This window comes from Chthonobacter rhizosphaerae, from assembly GCF_013839525.1.
GTDB classification, from domain to species: domain Bacteria; phylum Pseudomonadota; class Alphaproteobacteria; order Rhizobiales; family Pleomorphomonadaceae; genus Chthonobacter; species Chthonobacter rhizosphaerae.
The window spans coordinates 746,964-764,594 of the sequence record NZ_JACDIS010000001.1 but is presented as its reverse complement, the minus strand read 5'-3'; the positions used below and the strand labels follow the sequence as shown (position 1 = coordinate 764,594).

At 71.7% G+C, this 17,631-nt stretch carries 16 protein-coding genes; 5 read left to right on the top strand and 11 right to left on the bottom strand.

The features are described 5' to 3' along the window. Positions 1-109 precede the first annotated feature (109 nt). Both HND91_RS03440 and HND91_RS03435 read right to left on the bottom strand, forming a co-directional pair. A complete protein-coding gene (locus HND91_RS03440) occupies positions 110-1,162 on the bottom strand; it encodes an aldo/keto reductase (RefSeq protein WP_181705097.1) in 1,053 nt (350 codons plus the stop codon). A 178-nt stretch (positions 1,163-1,340) separates the two neighbouring features. Beyond that, the gene (locus HND91_RS03435) at positions 1,341-1,997 is read right to left on the bottom strand and encodes an arylesterase (RefSeq protein ID WP_181705096.1); all 657 of its coding nucleotides are present in this window, start codon (positions 1,995-1,997) and stop codon (positions 1,341-1,343) included. Between the two features lie 143 nt (positions 1,998-2,140). Between HND91_RS03435 and HND91_RS03430 the strand changes: the two genes are divergently transcribed. The 4 genes from HND91_RS03430 (at position 2,141) to HND91_RS03415 (ending at position 7,029) form a co-directional block, all read left to right on the top strand. Continuing rightward, positions 2,141-2,851 (top strand): ATP-binding cassette domain-containing protein, encoded by a 711-nt coding sequence (locus HND91_RS03430; RefSeq protein WP_181705095.1) that lies wholly within the window; start codon positions 2,141-2,143, stop codon positions 2,849-2,851. Positions 2,852-2,863: 12 nt separating this feature from the next. Then, complete coding sequence (locus HND91_RS03425; protein ID WP_181705094.1) at positions 2,864-5,434, top strand: ABC transporter permease; 2,571 nt, start codon at positions 2,864-2,866, stop codon at positions 5,432-5,434. Between the two features lie 156 nt (positions 5,435-5,590). Continuing rightward, positions 5,591-6,340 carry a Bax inhibitor-1/YccA family protein gene (locus HND91_RS03420; protein ID WP_181705093.1) on the top strand — a complete coding sequence of 250 codons (750 nt, stop codon included), beginning with the start codon at positions 5,591-5,593 and terminating at the stop codon, positions 6,338-6,340. A 152-nt stretch (positions 6,341-6,492) separates the two neighbouring features. Continuing rightward, positions 6,493-7,029 carry a GNAT family N-acetyltransferase gene (locus HND91_RS03415; protein ID WP_181705092.1) on the top strand — a complete coding sequence of 179 codons (537 nt, stop codon included), beginning with the start codon at positions 6,493-6,495 and terminating at the stop codon, positions 7,027-7,029. Positions 7,030-7,107: 78 nt separating this feature from the next. Here HND91_RS03415 and HND91_RS03410 read toward each other — a convergent pair whose 3' ends face one another. The 9 genes from HND91_RS03410 to HND91_RS23165 form a co-directional block, all read right to left on the bottom strand. After that, a complete protein-coding gene (locus HND91_RS03410; protein WP_181705091.1) occupies positions 7,108-7,524 on the bottom strand; it encodes a DUF2794 domain-containing protein in 417 nt (138 codons plus the stop codon). A gap of 169 nt (positions 7,525-7,693) precedes the next feature. Continuing rightward, positions 7,694-9,637, bottom strand: coding sequence for an acetate--CoA ligase (gene acs, locus HND91_RS03405; protein ID WP_181705090.1), 1,944 nt, complete (start codon positions 9,635-9,637; stop codon positions 7,694-7,696). A 298-nt stretch (positions 9,638-9,935) separates the two neighbouring features. Beyond that, positions 9,936-10,673 carry a class I SAM-dependent methyltransferase gene (locus HND91_RS03400; RefSeq protein ID WP_425485412.1) on the bottom strand — a complete coding sequence of 246 codons (738 nt, stop codon included), beginning with the start codon at positions 10,671-10,673 and terminating at the stop codon, positions 9,936-9,938. After that, a complete protein-coding gene (locus HND91_RS03395) occupies positions 10,598-11,053 on the bottom strand; it encodes an EVE domain-containing protein (RefSeq protein ID WP_181705088.1) in 456 nt (151 codons plus the stop codon). The genes HND91_RS03400 and HND91_RS03395 overlap by 76 nt, the downstream gene beginning before the upstream one ends. Before the next feature lie 5 nt (positions 11,054-11,058). Further along, complete coding sequence (locus HND91_RS03390; RefSeq protein WP_181705087.1) at positions 11,059-11,346, bottom strand: YciI family protein; 288 nt, start codon at positions 11,344-11,346, stop codon at positions 11,059-11,061. Between the two features lie 152 nt (positions 11,347-11,498). Next, complete coding sequence (locus HND91_RS03385; RefSeq protein WP_181705086.1) at positions 11,499-11,771, bottom strand: hypothetical protein; 273 nt, start codon at positions 11,769-11,771, stop codon at positions 11,499-11,501. Between the two features lie 159 nt (positions 11,772-11,930). Next, a complete protein-coding gene (locus HND91_RS03380; protein ID WP_181705085.1) occupies positions 11,931-12,908 on the bottom strand; it encodes a YsnF/AvaK domain-containing protein in 978 nt (325 codons plus the stop codon). A gap of 5 nt (positions 12,909-12,913) precedes the next feature. After that, complete coding sequence (locus tag HND91_RS03375; RefSeq protein ID WP_343057051.1) at positions 12,914-13,288, bottom strand: DUF2382 domain-containing protein; 375 nt, start codon at positions 13,286-13,288, stop codon at positions 12,914-12,916. A gap of 174 nt (positions 13,289-13,462) precedes the next feature. Then, entirely contained in the window at positions 13,463-14,677 is a 1,215-nt protein-coding gene (locus HND91_RS23165; protein ID WP_181705084.1) for a GNAT family N-acetyltransferase, read from the bottom strand. Between the two features lie 200 nt (positions 14,678-14,877). Between HND91_RS23165 and HND91_RS03365 the strand changes: the two genes are divergently transcribed. After that, on the top strand, positions 14,878-17,577 hold the full coding sequence (locus HND91_RS03365; RefSeq protein WP_181705083.1) for a cation-transporting P-type ATPase: 2,700 nt from the start codon (positions 14,878-14,880) through the stop codon (positions 17,575-17,577). Positions 17,578-17,631: the final 54 nt, after the last annotated feature.

Below are 17,631 nucleotides of genomic sequence, written 5' to 3'. Positions count from 1 at the left end.
CGCGGGTGATGGGGCGTGCGGTTGGGCCCCGGCTTTCGCCGGGGTGACGTCCCGCGTACGAGAGAAGAGCGGACCCGAAAAACGGGCGGCCACCCCTCACTCCGCCTCCTCACGGCGCCGGGTTGCCGTGGAGCTGGTGCACCTCGTCGACCCGGCGCTGCATCTCCTCGGTCCAGGTGACCGAGGCTGCCGCGAGGTTCTCGTCGAGCTGGGAGACCGACGTGGCGCCGATGATGGAGGCGGTCACGAAGGGCTGCGCCATCACGAAGGCGTTCGCGAAGGCGACCGGGTGGATGCCGAAGTCGCGGGCGACGGACAGGTAGGCGTCCACCGCCTCCGCCGAGCCGGGTTGCTCGTAGCGCTGCAGCCGGTTGAACAGCTGCTTGCGGCTGCCCTTCGGCAGCGCGCCGCCCTGGTACTTGCCGGTGAGATAGCCCTGGGCGAGCGGCGAATAGGCCAGGAGCCCGACCTCCTCGCGCATCGAGATCTCGGCGAGCGCGGTCTCGTAGGTGCGATTGAGGAGGTTGTAGGCGTTCTGGATCGACTGGACCCGCGGCCCGATCCCCTTCTCGGCGGCGAACAGGAACCGCATGGTGCCGTAGGCGCTCTCGTTGGAGAGGCCGATATGGCGGATCTTGCCGGCCTTCACGAGGTCGGCGAGGACGGCGAGCTGCTCCTCGACGGGCGTCTCGTCCACGGCCGGCGTGAAGGCCTTGAAGCGGGTGGGATTGGTGCCCCACTGGGAGACTTCCCGGTCCGGCCAGTGCAGCTGGTAGAGGTCGATCACGTCGGTGCGGAGCCGCCGGAGCGACTTCTCCACCGCCTCCTCGATCTGCCGGCGGGTGAGCCGGCCGGGCGAGCCGTCGTCCCGGAACCAGGTGTTGGCGGTGCGGCCGACCACCTTGGAGGCGATGATCACCCGGTCGCGGTTCTTCCGGGCGGCGAGCCAGGTGCCGATGATCTCCTCGGTGCGGCCCTGTGTCTCCGGACGCGGCGGGATGGCGTAGAGCTCGGCCGTGTCGAGAAAGTTGACGCCGACGTCGAGCGCCCGGTCGAGCTGGGCGTGGCCCTCGGCCTCGGTGTTCTGCTCGCCGAACGTCATGGTGCCGAGGCAGATGGGGCTGACCATGAGGTCGGTGCGGCCGAGACGGCGGAACTCCATCGGGCGGGTCTCCTGGTGCGGATCGGGATCAGAGAGGCGGTTCGCCGGGGCCGGACGGTTCGATGCGGGCGGCGTCGACGGGACGCACGCCGGTGGAGCGTCGGCCTCGCCGGGCTGGGAAGGGTTATGGGGCACCGCACCATAGCGGCCCCGTTCGGCCGCGCAAGGCCGAACGGGATCAGCCGGCCGCCTCGATCCGCCGCAGGAGGTCCTCCACGCTCGGCAGGATGCGCTCCACGATGATGTCCACGCCCTCGGCCGTCGGGTGGATGCCGTCCGGCTGGTTGAGGCGCCGGTCGGCCACCACGCCGTCGAGGAAGAAGGGATAGAGGAGGGCGCCGTACTTTTCGGCCGTGTCCGGGAAGATGGAATTGAACGCGCGGCCGTAGTCCTCGCCGAGGTTGGGCGGCGCCAGCATGCCGGCGATCAGGATGGGCTTGCCCGTCTCGGCGATCCGGCCGACCAGGCGGTCGAAATCGGCGCGGGTGCGGGCCGGATCGAGGCCGCGCAGGGCGTCGTTCGCGCCGAGCTCCACGATGGCGCCGTCGAACGGTTCGGAGAAGGTCCAGTCGACCCGGGCGAGGCCGGCCGCCACCGTGTCGCCGGAGACCCCGGCGTTGACGACGGCGACGTCGTGGCCGCGCGCCTTCAGGGCGGCCTCCAGCCTGGCCGGAAAGGCCTCGCGCGGGGAGAGGCCGTAGCCGGCGGTGAGGCTGTCGCCGAAGGCCACGAGACGGACCGTGTCCGCGGCCGCCGGAGCGGCGGACACGAGCGGGGCGAGGAGGAGGTGGACCAGGAGGGCGATCGCCGAGAGGGCCGGCCTGATACGTTCCATTACACTTCTCACGGGCTTGTGACCTCGCCTTTTCCGCTCTGCCGCGTATCCCATATGCTCGGACGGGCGGACGATCCCGTCCGGCGACACGCATCGATCAAAGACCGGCCACCGCCGGCGCGTTCCATATAGGGCTCCTCACCGTGGCGAAACCAGCGATCAGCCTCGAACACGTGGATTTGAGCCTCGGCTCCGGCGCCGCCCGCGTGCACATCCTGAAGCGGCTGTCGCTCGACATCCGCGCCGGCGAGAGCGTCGGCATCGTGGGGCCGTCCGGATCGGGCAAGTCCACGCTCCTGATGGTGCTGGCCGGCCTGGAGCGGGCGGACGCCGGCACGATCACGGTGGCGGGCGAAAGCCTGGAGCGCCTGGACGAGGACGGGCTCGCCCGGTTCCGGGGCCGGTCCGTCGGCATCGTGTTCCAGTCCTTCCACCTGATGCCCACCATGACGGCGCTCGAGAACGTGGCCGTGCCGCTGGAACTCGCCGGCCGCCGCGACGCCTTCGAGCGCGCGGAGGCGGAGCTGAAGGCGGTCGGCCTCGGCCATCGGCTCGATCACCATCCGGCGGAGATGTCCGGCGGCGAGCAGCAGCGGGTCGCGATCGCCCGCGCGCTCGCGCCGGAGCCCTCCATCCTGATCGCCGACGAGCCGACCGGAAACCTGGACGCGGACACGGGCGCGGAGATCATCCGGCTGATGTTCGCCGCCAAGGCCGGGCGGAACGCCACCCTGGTGCTCGTCACCCACGACCGGTCGCTCGCCGACCGGTGCGACCGGCGCATCTCCATGCGCTCCGGCGAGATCGTCGAAGACGTGATCCTCGGCCCGGCCCGCGCCCCCGTGACGGCCTGAGGAGACGCATCCATGTCCGCCTTCCTGCCGTCCCGGTCCGGGCCGCCGCTCTCCAAGGCCGTCACCTTCGCGCTCCGGGAGCTGCGCGGCGGCCTTTCCGGCTTCCGCATCTTCATCGCCTGCATCGCGCTCGGCGTGGCGGCGATCGCCAGCGTGGGGTCCACCACGCGCGGCATCACCGAGGGCATCTCGGCGGAAGGCGGCACCATCCTCGGCGGCGACCTTTCGTTTACGCAGATCCACCAGGACATCCTGCCGGACCAGCTCGCCTATCTGTCGAGCCTCGGCCCGACGTCGACGATCGCCTCCATGCGGGCCATGGCGCGCACCGAGACCGGCGAGTCCCAGGCGCTCGTGGAGATCAAGGCGGTGGACGCCGCCTATCCGCTGCGCGGCACGGTGGCGCTGGAGGAGGGGCTCGGCCTCGCGGACGCGCTCCGGGAGCGAGACGGGGTGCACGGCATCGCGGTCGATCCGCTGCTGGCGGCGCGGCTGGACGCGGCCGTGGGCGACCGGGTGCGGATCGGCAACGGGACGTTTGAGATCCGCGCCACCGTCGGGTCCGAGCCGGACAAGATCGGCTCCGGCATCGACTTCGGCCCGCGGGTGATGATGAGCCGGGCGGGGCTCGACGCGGCGGGCCTCGTGCAGCCGGGCAGCCTGGTGCGCTACTCCACCCGCGTGGTGCTGGCGGACGGCGGCACGGACGAGCGGGTGGCGGCCGTCAAGGCGGAGGCGGAGCGCCGCTTCCCGGACGCGGGCTGGCGCATCTCCACCCGCGACAACGCCTCGCCCGGCCTGCAGCGCAACGTGGAGCGCTTCGCCCAGTTCCTGACGCTGGTGGGGCTGACGGCCCTGGTGGTCGGCGGCGTGGGCGTGACCAATGCGGTGAAGTCCTACGTGGACCGCAAGCGCGACACGATCGCGACCTTCAAGTCGCTGGGCGCGCCCGGCGGGTTCGTGGTGCTGGTCTACCTCCTGCAGATCGTCGGCATCACGCTCGTCGGCATCGTGATCGGCCTCGGTCTCGGCCTCCTGGTGCCGTGGCTCGGCGGCGACGCCCTGGCGGATGCCCTCAACCTGCCGATCCGGATCGGCGTCTACCCGATCGAGCTCGGCCTCGCGGCCCTCTACGGGGCGCTCACGGCGCTCGCCTTCGCGACCTACGCCCTCGGGCGGGCCCACGACGTGCCGGTGTCGGCGCTCTTCCGCGAGCGGATCGCGCCCGAGCGGCGGATCCCGCGGAAGACCTATCTGGCGGCCACCACGGTGGCGGTGGCGGTGCTCGGCGGGCTCGCCATCCTGCTCGCCTACGACCGGTTCGTCGCGACCGTGTTCGTGGGCGCCACGGCGGCGTCCTTCCTGGTGCTCTGGCTGGTGGCGCACGGCGTGATGGCGGTGGCCCGGCGGGCGCCGCAGGTGCATTCGGCCGGGTTCCGGCTCGCGATCCGGAACATCCACCGGCCGGGCGGCCTCACGGTGTCGGTGGTGCTGTCGCTCGGCCTCGGGCTCGCGCTCCTCGTCACGCTGGCGCTGATCGACGGCAACCTCCGCCGCCAGCTGGTCGGCACCCTGCCGGAGCAGGCGCCGAGCTTCTTCTTCCTGGACATCCAGTCGGCCGAGATCGAGGCGTTCGAGCAGCTGGTGAAGACCACCGCCCCCGGCGCGACCCTCCAGCGCGTGCCCATGCTGCGCGGCCGCATGGTGGCGCTGAACGGCACGCCGGTGGACCAGATCGAGGCGCCGCCGGGCGCCCGCTGGGCGCTCGACGGGGAGCGCGGCGTCACCTACGAACCCACCGTTCCGGCGAGCTCGACCCTGGTGGACGGGGAGTGGTGGCCGGCGGACCATGCGGGCGAGCCGCTGGTCTCCTACGAGGACGAACTCGCCAAGGAGCTCGGCCTGAAGGTCGGCGACACGGTGACGGTGAACGTGCTCGGGCGCGAGATCACCGCCCGCATCGCCAACACACGCCGGGTGGAGTGGGAGTCGCTCTCCATCAACTTCGTGATGGTGTTCTCGCCGAACACCTTCGCGGGCGCTCCGCACACCTGGCTGGCGACCGCCAGCCTCAAGGACGGCGGCACCCGCGAGCAGGAACTCGCCCTCATGAAGGCCGTGGTGGACACCTTCCCGACCGCGACGGCGGTGCGGGTGAAGGACGTGCTCTCGGCGGTGAACGACATCGTGGCCAACCTGGCGGTGGCGATCCGCGCGGCGGCGTCCGTGGCGCTGGTGGCGAGCGTGCTGGTGCTCGCCGGCGCGCTCGCCTCCGGCCATCGGCAGCGGATCTACGACGCGGTGCTCCTGAAGACCTTCGGGGCGACCCGGGCGCGGGTGCTGTCGGCCTTCGTGGCGGAATACGCGCTGCTCGGGCTCGCGGCGGCGGTGTTCGGCGTGGTGGCGGGCTCGGCGGCCGCCTTCGGCGTGCTGACCGGCATCATGGAGATCGACGCGACGCTCGACCCGTGGGTCGCCATCGGGGCGGCGGCCGTCGCCCTGGTGCTGACGGTCGGCCTCGGCCTCCTCGGCACCTGGCGCATCCTCGGCCAGAAGGCCGCGCCGGTGCTGCGCGATCTTTGAGCGGTCGGTGCCCGGCAAGCCGCGGGTAACCGCGTGGTCCGGAGGCGGCGGGAAAAGGCCGCCGCCTTGTGGACAATCGCCGCCGGGGCCATATGGTAGTGCAAAGGGGCCGGCATGTCCGCCGGTCGCTTGCGGACACGTCCAGAGGGAATCTCCATGGCATACCCGGATCGCAACGTGAATGCGCGCTACGACGCCCGCATCACGGCGGCGGAGATCGACGAGGGTCTCCGCGCATACATGCTCAAGGTCTACAACTACATGGCCATCGGCCTCGCGGTGACGGGCGTCGTCGCCTTCGCGGCCTTCCAGATGGCGGTGGACCAGACCGGCACGGCGCTCACCCCGTTCGGCCAGGCGCTCTACCAGAGCCCGCTGCGCTGGGTGGTGATGCTGGCGCCGCTGGCGGCGGTGTTCTTCCTGTCCTTCCGCATCGAGCGGATGAGCGTCGGGGCGGCGCAGCTGACCTTCTGGGTCTACGCGGCGCTGGTCGGCCTGTCGCTGTCGTCCATCTTCCTCGTCTACACCGGCACGTCCATCAGCCAGGTGTTCTTCGTCACGGCGGCGGCGTTCGGCGGTCTCAGCCTCTACGGCTACACCACCAGGCGCAACCTGTCGGGCATGGGCTCCTTCCTGATCATGGGCCTCATCGGCATCATCATCGCGATGGTGGTGAACATCTTCCTGCAGTCCTCGGCGCTCGCCTTCGCGGTGTCGGTGATCGGCGTCCTGGTGTTCGCCGGCCTGACGGCCTATGACACCCAGCGCATCAAGGAGATGTATTTCGCCGGCGACGACGTGGCGACGGCGGGCCGGAAGGCCATCATGGGCGCGCTCGCGCTCTACCTGGACTTCATCAACCTCTTCCTCATGCTGCTGCAGCTGTTCGGCCAGCAGCGCGACTGAGGCGGTCGGTCATCGATGGCAAACAGGCGCGGGGCTTCGGCCCCGCGCTTTTTTTGTGCGCCGGCGCCTGAGCCCGCCAAGCCGCGTCTTTCCGGCGGACGCCGGCTCTGGCATGAGACGGCGGATCCCGCCCGCCTGGAGGACTTGGCGCCTTGACCGCACCCCGCCCGACGATCCGCCCGGCCACCGCCGACGACCTGCCGGCCATCACGGCCATCTACGCGGACGCCGTCCTCCACGGCACCGCCTCGTGGGAGACCGAGCCGCCGGACGAGGCCGAGATGGGGCGGCGGATGCGGACGGTGGCGGAGGCGGACCATCCCTACCTCGCAGCCCTCGACGAGGCGGGGCGGCTCCTCGGCTACGCCTATTGCGGGCCCTACCGGCCGCGGGCGGCCTATCGCTGGACGGTGGAGAATTCCATCTACGTGGACCCGTCGGCGCACGGGCGGGGCGTCGGCCGCGCGCTCCTCCAAGGGCTCGTGGAGGAGAGCGCGCGGCGCGGCTTCCGGCAGATGATGGCGGTGATCGGCGATAGCGCCAACGCGGCCTCGATCGGCCTTCATCGGTCGCTCGGCTTCGAACTGGTCGGCATCGCGCGGGCGGTCGGGTTCAAGCACGGCCGCTGGCTCGACCAGGTGCTTATGCAGCGCGCGCTCGGGGCCGGCGGCGGGACGCCGCCGGGCTGACCCGGATCGACGGACGACGCCGTGAGGCCTCGCGGCCCGCAGACGCGGCGAGGTGGCCCGCAGAATGCTCCGCCGGGTTCAGGCGTCCACGAGGCTGAGGCTCTTGTCGAGGACGCGCAGCACCCGGGCGAGGTCCGGCCCGCGCTTCAGGATCATGCCGGTCTGGGAAATGACCGCATAGGCGCCCTGCCGGCGGGCGAGCTTCGGGTTCTTCTCGATCCGGTAGAGCGGCACCTCGGAGGTGCGCCGGAAGATCGAGAAGACCGCCCTGTCCTTCAGGGTGTCGATCGCGTAGTCGCGCCATTCCCCGGCCGCCACCATGCGGCCGTAGACCTTCAGGATCTCGGAGAGTTCCCGCCGGTCGAAGGCGGTGTAGGGCTGTTCCCTCGGGCCGCCGGCCGGGGTCTGGGCGGGGGCCGCGGCGCCGGCGTCGGCGGGCTTCAGCACCACCACCGCCGCGGTCGTCCGGTTTTCGTCATCCACCCTCTCGGTCAACCAAGCCTCCCGGTTCGAGTGGTCATCGGGCTGTCATGATCGCCGCCCCCGGCCGAGGATGCAACGAAAAAGCCCTCCCGCGGTGCGGGAGGGCGAGGGTCGGGCGGCGCCGATCGCGGACGGAGCCGCCGGGCCGGCGGACCGAAGTCCGCCGGGAAGCGGGGCGTCGTCAGCCGGCCTTGCGGTTCTGCCGGTTGTCGATGAGGTCCGACACCACGCCGGGGTCGGCGAGGGTGGAGGTGTCGCCGAGGTTGCCGAACTCGTCCTCAGCGATCTTGCGCAGGATGCGGCGCATGATCTTGCCGGAGCGGGTCTTCGGCAGGCCGGGCGAGAACTGGATGAGATCCGGCGTCGCGATCGGGCCGATCTCCCGGCGCACCCAGTCCTTCAGCTCCTTGCGAAGCGCCTCGGTGGGCTCCTCGCCGGCCATCAGGGTGACGTAGCAGTAGATGCCCTGGCCCTTGATGTCGTGCGGGTAGCCGACCACGGCCGCCTCCGACACCTTCGGGTGGGCGACGAGCGCGCTCTCCACCTCGGCGGTGCCCATGCGGTGGCCGGACACGTTGATGACGTCGTCCACGCGGCCGGTGATCCAGTAGTAGCCGTCCGCGTCGCGCCGGCAGCCGTCGCCGGTGAAGTAGAGGCCCTTGTAGGTGGAGAAGTAGGTCTGCTCGAACCGCTCGTGGTCGCCGTAGATGGTGCGCATCTGGCCGGGCCAGCTGTCGGTGATGACGAGGTTGCCCTCGGTGGCGCCCTCCAGGAACTTGCCTTCCGCGTCGACCACCGCCGGCTTGACGCCGAAGAAGGGCCGGGTCGCGGAGCCGGGCTTCAGGGCGGTGGCGCCGGGCAGCGGCGTGATCAGGATGCCGCCGGTCTCGGTCTGCCACCAGGTGTCGACGATCGGGCAGCGGCCGTCGCCGACCACGTTGTGATACCAGAGCCAGGCTTCCGGATTGATGGGCTCGCCCACGGAGCCGAGGATGCGCAAGGAGGCGCGGGACGTCTTCGTCACATGGTCGTTGCCGGCGCCCATGAGCGACCGGATGGCGGTCGGCGCCGTGTAGAAGATGTTGACCTTGTGCTTGTCGATCACCTGCCAGAAGCGGCCGGCATCCGGCCAGGTGGGCACGCCCTCGAACATCAGCGTGGTGGCGCCGTTGGCGAGCGGGCCGTAGACGATGTAGCTGTGGCCGGTGACCCAGCCGACGTCGGCGGTGCACCAGTAGATGTCGCCGTCGTGGTAGTCGAACACGTACTCGTGCGTCATGGACGCGTAGACCAGGTAGCCGCCGGTGGTGTGGAGCACGCCCTTCGGCTTGCCGGTGGAGCCGGACGTGTAGAGGATGAAGAGCGGATCCTCGGCGTTCATCGCTTCCGGCTCGCACTCGGCCGGCACCTTGGCGGCCTCCTCCTCGTACCAGAAGTCGCGGCCCTCGGTCATCGACACGGCGCCGCCGGTGCGCTTGACGACGATCACCGTCTCGCCGCCGGGCGTCTTCTTCAGGGCCGCGTCCACGTTGGCCTTCAGGGGCACCTTGCGGCCGCCGCGCAGGCCCTCGTCGGCGGTGAGCACGATCCTGGACGCGCAGTCCTCGATGCGGCCCGCGAGGCTGTCCGGCGAGAAGCCGGCGAACACGATGGAATGGATGGCGCCGATGCGCGTGCAGGCGAGCATCGCGTAGGCGGCTTCCGGGATCATCGGCAGGTAGATGGTGACCCGGTCGCCGCGCTTGACGCCGTGGGCCTTGAGCACGTTGGCGAACCTGCACACCTCCGCGTAGAGCTCGCGATAGGTGATATGGCGCGAGTCGTTCGGATCGTCGCCCTCGAAGATGATGGCGGTCTGGTCGCCGCGCGTGGCGAGGTGGCGGTCGATGCAGTTGGCCGACACGTTGAGCTGGCCGTCCTCGAACCACCGGATCGACACGTCCGGCGCGTAGCGGCTGTCCTTGACCTTGGTATAGGGCCTGATCCAGTCGAGACGCTTACCCTCCCGGCCCCAGAAGCCGTCCGGATCCTCGACCGATTCGCGATACAGGGCCTGATACTTGGCGTCGTCGATCAGTGCCGACCGGGCGATGGATTCCGGAACGGGAAAGAGTTCGCTGGACATGGTCTTCTCCCTGGGGCGGCCACCGCCTTCCTCCCTGCGGCGGCCTCTCTTCAGTTGGCCGGCATTATCGGCGGTCGCCGGGACAGCGTCCACCGGGAGCCGGTCGAACTTTGGTTGAGAAAACCGCACCGGGGGCGTCGGCGGGTCTCGACACTTCGTCGAATAGGGCGTTTGCGGTGCGGGAAAAACCGCATGGCGCAAGCCTTCCTGGCCGCGCGAACCGGCGGCGATCCTGGCCTCGGCGGCGGTGGGCGGCGCAACCGGCAGCCTCGCGGGAGCGGCGCCGGCTGCGCGCCGGTCAGGGCAGGAGGCGCCACACCCGGGTGCGCTTCACCTCGCTGTCCTCCAGCGCCCGGGTGACCGGCACCTCGTAGGTGGCGATCGCCTCCACGCCGGACTTCGGGACATAGCTGCGGCCGGGATCGCCGAAGAGCACCAGGGCGCCGGACGCCTGGGCGGCCCTCAGGAAGGGCTCCACCCGGTCGGCCATGGGCTTCTCGTAGAAGACGTCGCCGGCGAGCACCACGTCGTGGCCGGCGGCGCCTCCGGCGAGCACGTCCGCCCCGGACGGCGTGACCGCGACGCCGTTCGCCTCGGCGTTGAGCGCGATGGCCGCGAGGGAGAAGCGGTCGATGTCCGTCGCCGTGACCGAGGCGGCGCCGGCCATCGCCGCCGCGATGGCGACGATCCCGGAGCCGGAGGCGAAGTCGAGCACGCGCCGGCCGGCGACGAGCTCCGGATGATCGAGCACATGGCGGGCGAGGGCCTGGCCGCCCGCCCAGGCGAAGGCCCAGTAGGGCGGCGGCAGGCCCATCTGGTCGAGCTCCTCCTCCGTGCGCCGCCAGAGGTCGAGCGCCTCGTCGGCGAGGTGGAGGCGGATCTCCGGCACGTGGGGCGGGGCGATCAGGCGGGTCTCCGCGCGGATGAAGGCGACCGGGTCGCGCGCGGGCCCGTCGCCGGTCATGACGTCACGTCGGCGTAGGGGGAGACGATGTCGAGCGGGTCGAGACCGCCCATGCGGCAGACGATCGCCCACTCCTCGTCCGTGACCGGCTGCACCGAGAGGCGCATGGAGGTGACGAGGCTCATCCCGGCGAGGCTCGGCTCGGCCTTGATGGCCGCAAGGGTCACCGGGCGCGGCATGTCGCGGACCGCGCGCACGTCCACGCACTGCCAGCGCGGATCGTCGGTCGTGGTGTCCTGGTGGGCGAGGGCGCACACCTCCACGACCCCGACGACCTCCAGACCTTCGTTGGAGTGATAGAAGAAGCCGAGGTCGCCGAGCTGCATGGCCCGCATGTTGTTGCGGGCGAGATAGTTGCGCACACCGTCCCACTGGGTGCCGCGGGCGCCGGCCGCCTTCATCTGCTCGAACGACCACTTGAAGGGCTCGGACTTGAACAGCCACCTGGCCATGGCGCTCAGCCCGGGTTGCCGATGACCCAGCGCCAGGGCCGGATCTCGACCCGCTCGAAGAGACCCGCCGCCGCATAGGGGTCCGCGGCGAGGAGCGCGTCGAGCGCGGCCCGGTCGGCCGCCTCGACGACGAGGAGCGAGCCCACCATGGCGCTGCCGTCGTCGCTGGTGAACGGGCCGGCGATCTTCACCGCGTCGGCGTTGGCCTTCAGGAAATCCAGGTGGGCGGCGCGGTTCTCGGTGCGCACGCCGGCGTGGCCGGGCTTGTCGATGCAGGTCACGGCGAAGAGCATGGAAGGTCGGGTCCGTCCTTTGGCGTTGATCGACGCGGGACGGTAGAGGGGACCGGCGCTCGCCACAAGGGGGCCGGGCCCACACGGCGAAGGATGCCGCGGACCTTCGGCGGGAAGCGGCGTTTCGTCCGATAGGGCGGTCGGCGGACCGGTCAGACCACGCGCAGGACCGGGCGGCGGCGGCGGTTGGTGACGTTGATCTCGATCCAGTCGTCGCCTTCCGCGACCGTGGTGCAGCGGTAGCCGAAGCCGTTCGCCACGTCGGCGGCCTGCTTCAGGCCGGAGCGGCGGATCCGGCGCGTGATGTCGCCATGGCCGGCGGCGAGGTCGGCGATGAGAAGGCCGATGTCGACGCCTTCCAGGAACTCCACCGAGCGTCCCGGGAACCGGACCGTCAATCCATCCTCGACCATGACTTCGCGCATCGCCGCACCTCCTCTGGCCGGGCGATGATGAAGCGGAATGGTTAACGAGCGGTTGGCGGACGGCAGACGGGCGGCCGCGCCGATCCGCCGGACCATGAGGGCCCGGCGGGAACGGCGCGGCCGCCCGGAGACGGTCAGGCGACGGTCAGGCGACCGGGATCAGAGGCCGCGGTTCAGCGGGTCGCGGCGGACGCCGCGGTCGTCCTCGATCTCCACCTCGGTCCGGCGGACCGTGTCGTCGATCTGGTCGGTGCGCTCGGTCGCGTCCTTGCGCAGGCGCACCTCCTCGACCACGCGGGCCTCCTTGGAGACCACGGCCTCCTCGCCGCGCTCCTCCACCTCGATGGTGCGCTCGCGGAAGAGGTCGTCGCCGGCGGTCACGGCCCGGTCGACCGGACGGCGCTCGATGTCCACATGCTCCTGGCGCAGGTTCACGCTCTCGTGCACGGGCTGCTCGATCACATAGGAGCGGATCCGCACGCGGCCGTGGTTCACGTCGCGCTTGCCGACCCGGAGCCGCTCCTCGACGACCGGGATGGCCTCGTCGCGGCCGGTCAGGCCGGTGTCGTAGCCGCTGTCGGAGGCGCGGGCGGTCGCGCCGGAGCCGAAGCCGCCGGTGGCGCCGAGGCCGGTGCCCATGCCGGCGGAGTCCATGCCGGTGGCGCCCGTACCCGTGGTGCGCGTGCCGCTCACCCCCATGCTCTCGGTCAGGGGCACGTCGCCCATGTCGGAGCGGTTGGCGTCATAGCCGGTCCAGCCTTCGGACCGCCAGGTGGATTCGCGCTCGGAGAGGTCCACGGTGCCGTCGTCGTCCAGGATGTCGATCGCCCGGTCGTAGTAGCCGTCGCCGACGGTGGCGGACACCATGTAGCCGCCGCGGCGCAGGCCCTCGGCGTAGGTGTAGCGGTCCTCGTCCGGCATGAAGAGGTCGGCGAGCGCGTCGAGGAAGCCGCCGGAGCGATGCTCCGTCGTGGTGGTGGCGCTGCTGCCGGTGCTCGCGCCCTCGGTCAGGCGAACCTGCGATTCCGGCACGCCGAGCGCCACCAGGCGCTCCACCGCCCGCGTGGCGGCGGACCGGTCGTCGAAGAAGGCGGTGATCAGGCGGTTGTCGCCAGTGCTGTCGATCCCGTAAGCCATGGTCATTATGCCTCGCTGTTGTCGATCCCGTCCGCGTCCTCGCGCCGGATGGTGGCGGTCTGCCGCCTGAGCCGGACCGGCACCTCGACCGTTCGGGTCTCGGTGCGCCGCCGGACGTGCAGCTCTTCCTTGAGGACGAGACGCTTCTCCACGACAAGAACCTCCTCGACGACCGGGATGATGGTGACGTCGCCGTCCACCCGGATCTCCGGCAGGACGGTCACGACTTCGTCCCGAGGCACCCGCACCACGTCGACCACGTCGCCGTCGAGCGTGGCACGGACGGGTTCGTCCACCACATCCACGGAGGTCTCCACGACGACGCGGCCGGTCAGGACCTCCTGGGTCTCGACCCGGGCGGTCTCCTCGGCGGCGGTCACGATGGTGGTGTCCCGATCCGGTTCCAAATCCGTCAGCCCTTCCCGTCGGACGAGCAGTTCTCATCCGGCAAGGCAACGGGGCTTATCGACCATCGTTCCAGAAAAAAATGTTGGATATCAATTGCTTGGATCAAGCCGAAGGTTGCTTTCGGCGACCCGTTCCGGCGCCCCGTCCTAGCGTCCGGCGCCGGCGCGCAGGCGGGCGAGGGCCGGGTGGCGGCGCATGGCCCGGCGGGCCCAGCGACGCAGGGTTCCGCACGCCGCCAGGGGCAGGCCGAGCGGGGTCAGCGGGATCTGCGCCTCGGCGAGTTCGGTGGCGGTGGCGGCGAACCGGGTCTTGTAGGCGAGGGCGCCGACGCTGAGGTCCACCGTGTGGAGGCCCGCGGCCGCGGCCCACTCGATGGCGCGCACCATGATGATGAGGCCCGGGGAGAAGGCGGTCCAGCGCGGATCGGAGGTCATGCTCGTGACCACGATGGTGAGCGTCCCGGCGCGGCGGAGGCCGTAGCTGACGGCCAGGATCTCGCCGTCCACCAGGAGGGCGAACACGCGGACCGAGCCGTCGGCGAGACCGTTCCAGGCGCGGCGCCGGTAGAAGTCCTCCACCTCCGGCCGGTCCAGGAGGTCGGGCCGGCCCATGGCGCGGAACCGCTCCAGGCGCTGCTCGATCATCCGGTCCAGGACGGGCCCGAGGGTGGCGGCGTCGGCCTCCACGAAGGCGATCGTGCCGCTTTTGGCGAGCTTGCGTTCCTTGCGGCGGCCGTCCTTGACGCCGCCCAGACCCGAGATCGGGGCGGGCTCGCCGTCCGGGCCGACGAGGGACAGGCGGACCGCGGAGGCACCCATGACCTTCAGCCGGGACCAGGCGGCCAGGGGATGCGGCTCGCCGCCGATGGCGAGCGGCACCTTGCGCAGGATCACCAGATCGGCGGGCGGCAGGACCGCGCGCGCGGCGCGCCAGATCGCGTCGAGGTCGGCCGCGCCGAAGCGCCGGCAGGCGACCGCGAGCGGCGCCCAGTAGTCGGAGACCTCCAGGTCCAGCCCTTCGAGCACGCGCGTGAAGCCCTGGCGGCGCAGCCCGAAGGGCAGCACCATCACGGGCTCGCCCGATCCGTCCGAGACCGCCACGAGGACGAGGCGGGTCCCGGTCGCGGCCCCGATGGTGGCCATCAGGTCGGAGATGAAGCCGGGCTCCTGGAAGGGGCTTGGCGGCCTTGCCGGCATGCGGTCGAGAAGGGCCGGGAGGCGCGGGTCGTCGAGGCCGTCGAGGAGGACGGCGGAGAGGCCGTCGCGGGCGATCGGGCGGGAGCCCGCCCACCCGAGCGGCCACACGGCGCCGGCCGCGATCGCCTGCGCGAGGGACGACGAAAGAACCCCGATGACACCCACCCGGACACCCCCCCGAAGAACTGCCGCCAGACTAGGGGTTTCGACCAGAAGCCTGCAATCGGGATCGGCCCGTTTGCTTAACGGCGGGGTGTAGTTCTGCCGTCCGCACGGCACCGGAATGGACGCGGACGGCCCGGGACCCTAGCGTGCCCCGAATGGAGCCCCGACGCGCCGCGACGGCGCCGGGAAGGAGTGGGCGGATGACGGATCGGCCGGACGGCATCGCGGACGCGGCGCGCGCGGGCTGGCACGCGGCAAGCCCGGAGGCGGTGCTTGGCGCCCTGTCGAGCGGGCCGGCCGGCCTTCAGACCGAGGAGGCGGCGCGGCGGCTCCAAGTCCACGGGCCGAACCGGCTGGCGGAAGCGCCCCGGCGGAGCGCCCTGATGCGCTTCCTCGCCCAGTTCCACAACCTTCTCATCTACGTCCTGATCGCCTCCGGCGCGGTGGCGGCCGCCATCGGCCACCCGACCGACGCGCTGGTGATCGCCGCTGTGGTGATCGCCAACGCGGTGATCGGCTTCGTCCAGGAGGGCCGGGCCGAATCCGCGCTGGACGCCATCCGGGGCATGCTGGACCCGCGCGCGTCGGTGATCCGGGGCGGCCGGCGGGCCACGATCCCGGCCCGGGACGTGGTGCCCGGCGACGTGCTCGCCCTGGAGGCGGGCGACCGGATCCCGGCGGACGTCCGTCTCCTGTCGGCGCACAGCCTGCGGGTGGACGAATCGGTCCTCACCGGCGAATCCGTCCCGGTGGAGAAGACGGTGGAGCCGGCGGCGCTGGACGCCGCCGTCGGCGACCGCACCTCCATGGGCTTCTCCGGCACCCTGGTGACCGCCGGCCAGGGCACCGGCGTGGTGGTGGCGACGGGCGCCGGCACGGAGCTCGGCCGCATCAGCGCTCTCCTCGGCGAGGTGGAGCAGCTGGCGACGCCGCTCGTCCGGCGCATGGACCAGTTCGCCCGGCAGGTCTCGCTCGCGGTCGGCGTGGTGTCGGTGGTGGTCCTCGCCTACGCGACCCTGGTGCGGGACTATGCGTTCGAGGACGCCCTGATGGTGGTGATCGGCCTCGCGGTGGCGGCCATCCCGGAAGGCCTGCCGGCGGTGCTGACCATCGCGCTCGCGGTCGGGGTCCGCCGGATGGCGCGGCGGAACGCCATCGTGCGCCGCCTGCCGGCGGTGGAGACCCTCGGGTCGGTGTCGGTGATCTGCACCGACAAGACCGGCACCCTGACCCGCAACGAGATGATGGTCCGCTCGGCCGTGACGGCGGACGGGCGGGCGGTCGTGGTGGACGGCGTGGGCTACCGGCCGGACGGCGCGTTCACGGCGGGTGACGGACCGCTGGATCCGGCGGCCGACCCGGCGCTCCGCCATCTCGCCCGGGCGGTGCTTCTGTGCAACGATGCCGTCCTGGCCCGGTCGGGCGACCACTGGACCGTGGAGGGCGACCCCATGGAGGGCGCGCTCGTGGCCTTCGCCGCCAAGGCGGGGCTCGACCCGGACCGGGAGCGGACCGCGGCGGCGCGGACGGGCCTGCTGCCGTTCGACGCCCGGCACCGGTTCATGGCGACGGCCCATCCGGCCGGGGACGGCGGAACCCTCGTCTACGTGAAGGGCGCCCCGGAGGCGGTGATCGAGCTCGCGGCCGAGGCGGACGGCGCGCCGGTCGACCGGGCGCGCTGGCACATGGCGGTGGAGGCCCTGGCGGCGGACGGCCAGCGGGTGCTGGCGGTGGCGACGGGGCGGCTCGCGCGCGGCGGGGAGCCGGTCCGGGCAGCGGACCTCGAAGGCCGGCTCACCCTCCTCGGCCTCGTCGGCCTGATCGATCCGCCCCGGCCGGAGGCGACCGACGCCGTGGCGGAATGCCGGGCGGCGGGCATTGGCGTGAAGATGATCACAGGCGACCACGCGGCGACGGCCCGGGCGATCGCGCTCCAGCTCGGCCTTGCGGACGACCCCAGGACGGTGACCGGCCGGGACCTGGACCGGCTGGACGCCGATGGGTTCCGCCGGCATGCCCGGGAGGCGACCGTGTTCGCCCGGACGAGCCCGGAGCAGAAGCTTCGCCTCGTGGAGGCCCTGCAGGCGGACGGCTCCACGGTGGCGATGACCGGCGACGGGGTGAACGACGCACCGGCCCTGAAGCGGGCGGACGTGGGCGTCGCCATGGGGGCGAAGGGCACGGAGGCCGCCAAGGAGGCGAGCGAGATCGTGCTCGCGGACGACAACTTCGCCTCCATCGTGGCGGCGGTCCGGGAGGGGCGGACGGTCTATGACAACGTCAAGAAGGTGATCGCCTGGACCCTGCCGACCAACGGCGGCGAGGCGCTGGTCATCATGATCGCCGTCCTGTTCGGCCTCACCCTGCCGGTGACGCCGGTGCAGATCCTCTGGATCAACATGGTGACGGCCGTGTCGCTCGGCCTCACCCTGGCGTTCGAGCCGACCGAGCCCGGCACCATGCGCCGGCCCGCCCGGCCGCCGGACGAGCCCCTGCTCACCGGCCGGCTCGCCCTGCGCATCCTCGGCGTGTCGGCGCTGATGGTGGCCGGCTGCTTCGGCGTCTACGCCTATGCGCTCGGCGGCGGCCAGCCGGTCGAGGTGGCCCGGACGCTGGTGGTGAACGCCATCGTGGTGATGGAGATCTTCTACCTCTTCAGCGTCCGCTACGTGCATGGCGCTTCGCTCACCGTTCGCGGCGCGATGGGCACGCCGGCGGTTCTGCTCGGGGTCGGCGGCGTCATCGTCGCCCAGCTCGCCTTCACCTACCTGCCCGTCATGAACGCGGTGTTCGACAGCCGACCGGTCTCCCTGACGGACGGCCTCGCGGTGATGGCGACCGGGATTGTGCTGTTCGCGGTGGTGGAGGCGGAGAAGCGCTGGGCCGCCCGGCGGCGGTGAGGGAGTGCGGGAGGCCTGTCGGGACGGAACGCGGGTCCGGCGGCGGTTCCCAAG

Excerpts from the sequence above, each read along its gene's own strand:
- HND91_RS03440 (WP_181705097.1), bottom strand. The coding sequence starts at position 1,162 with ATGGAGTTCCGCCGTCTCGGCCGCACCGACCTCATGGTCAGCCCCATC.
- HND91_RS03435 (WP_181705096.1), bottom strand. The coding sequence starts at position 1,997 with ATGGAACGTATCAGGCCGGCCCTCTCGGCGATCGCCCTCCTGGTCCAC.
- HND91_RS03425 (WP_181705094.1), top strand. The coding sequence starts at position 2,864 with ATGTCCGCCTTCCTGCCGTCCCGGTCCGGGCCGCCGCTCTCCAAGGCC.
- HND91_RS03420 (WP_181705093.1), top strand. The coding sequence starts at position 5,591 with ATGGCATACCCGGATCGCAACGTGAATGCGCGCTACGACGCCCGCATC.
- acs (WP_181705090.1), bottom strand. The coding sequence starts at position 9,637 with ATGTCCAGCGAACTCTTTCCCGTTCCGGAATCCATCGCCCGGTCGGCA.
- HND91_RS03395 (WP_181705088.1), bottom strand. The coding sequence starts at position 11,053 with ATGGCCAGGTGGCTGTTCAAGTCCGAGCCCTTCAAGTGGTCGTTCGAG.
- HND91_RS03390 (WP_181705087.1), bottom strand. The coding sequence starts at position 11,346 with ATGCTCTTCGCCGTGACCTGCATCGACAAGCCCGGCCACGCCGGCGTG.
- HND91_RS03385 (WP_181705086.1), bottom strand. The coding sequence starts at position 11,771 with ATGCGCGAAGTCATGGTCGAGGATGGATTGACGGTCCGGTTCCCGGGA.
- HND91_RS03380 (WP_181705085.1), bottom strand. The coding sequence starts at position 12,908 with ATGGCTTACGGGATCGACAGCACTGGCGACAACCGCCTGATCACCGCC.
- HND91_RS03365 (WP_181705083.1), top strand. The coding sequence starts at position 14,878 with ATGACGGATCGGCCGGACGGCATCGCGGACGCGGCGCGCGCGGGCTGG.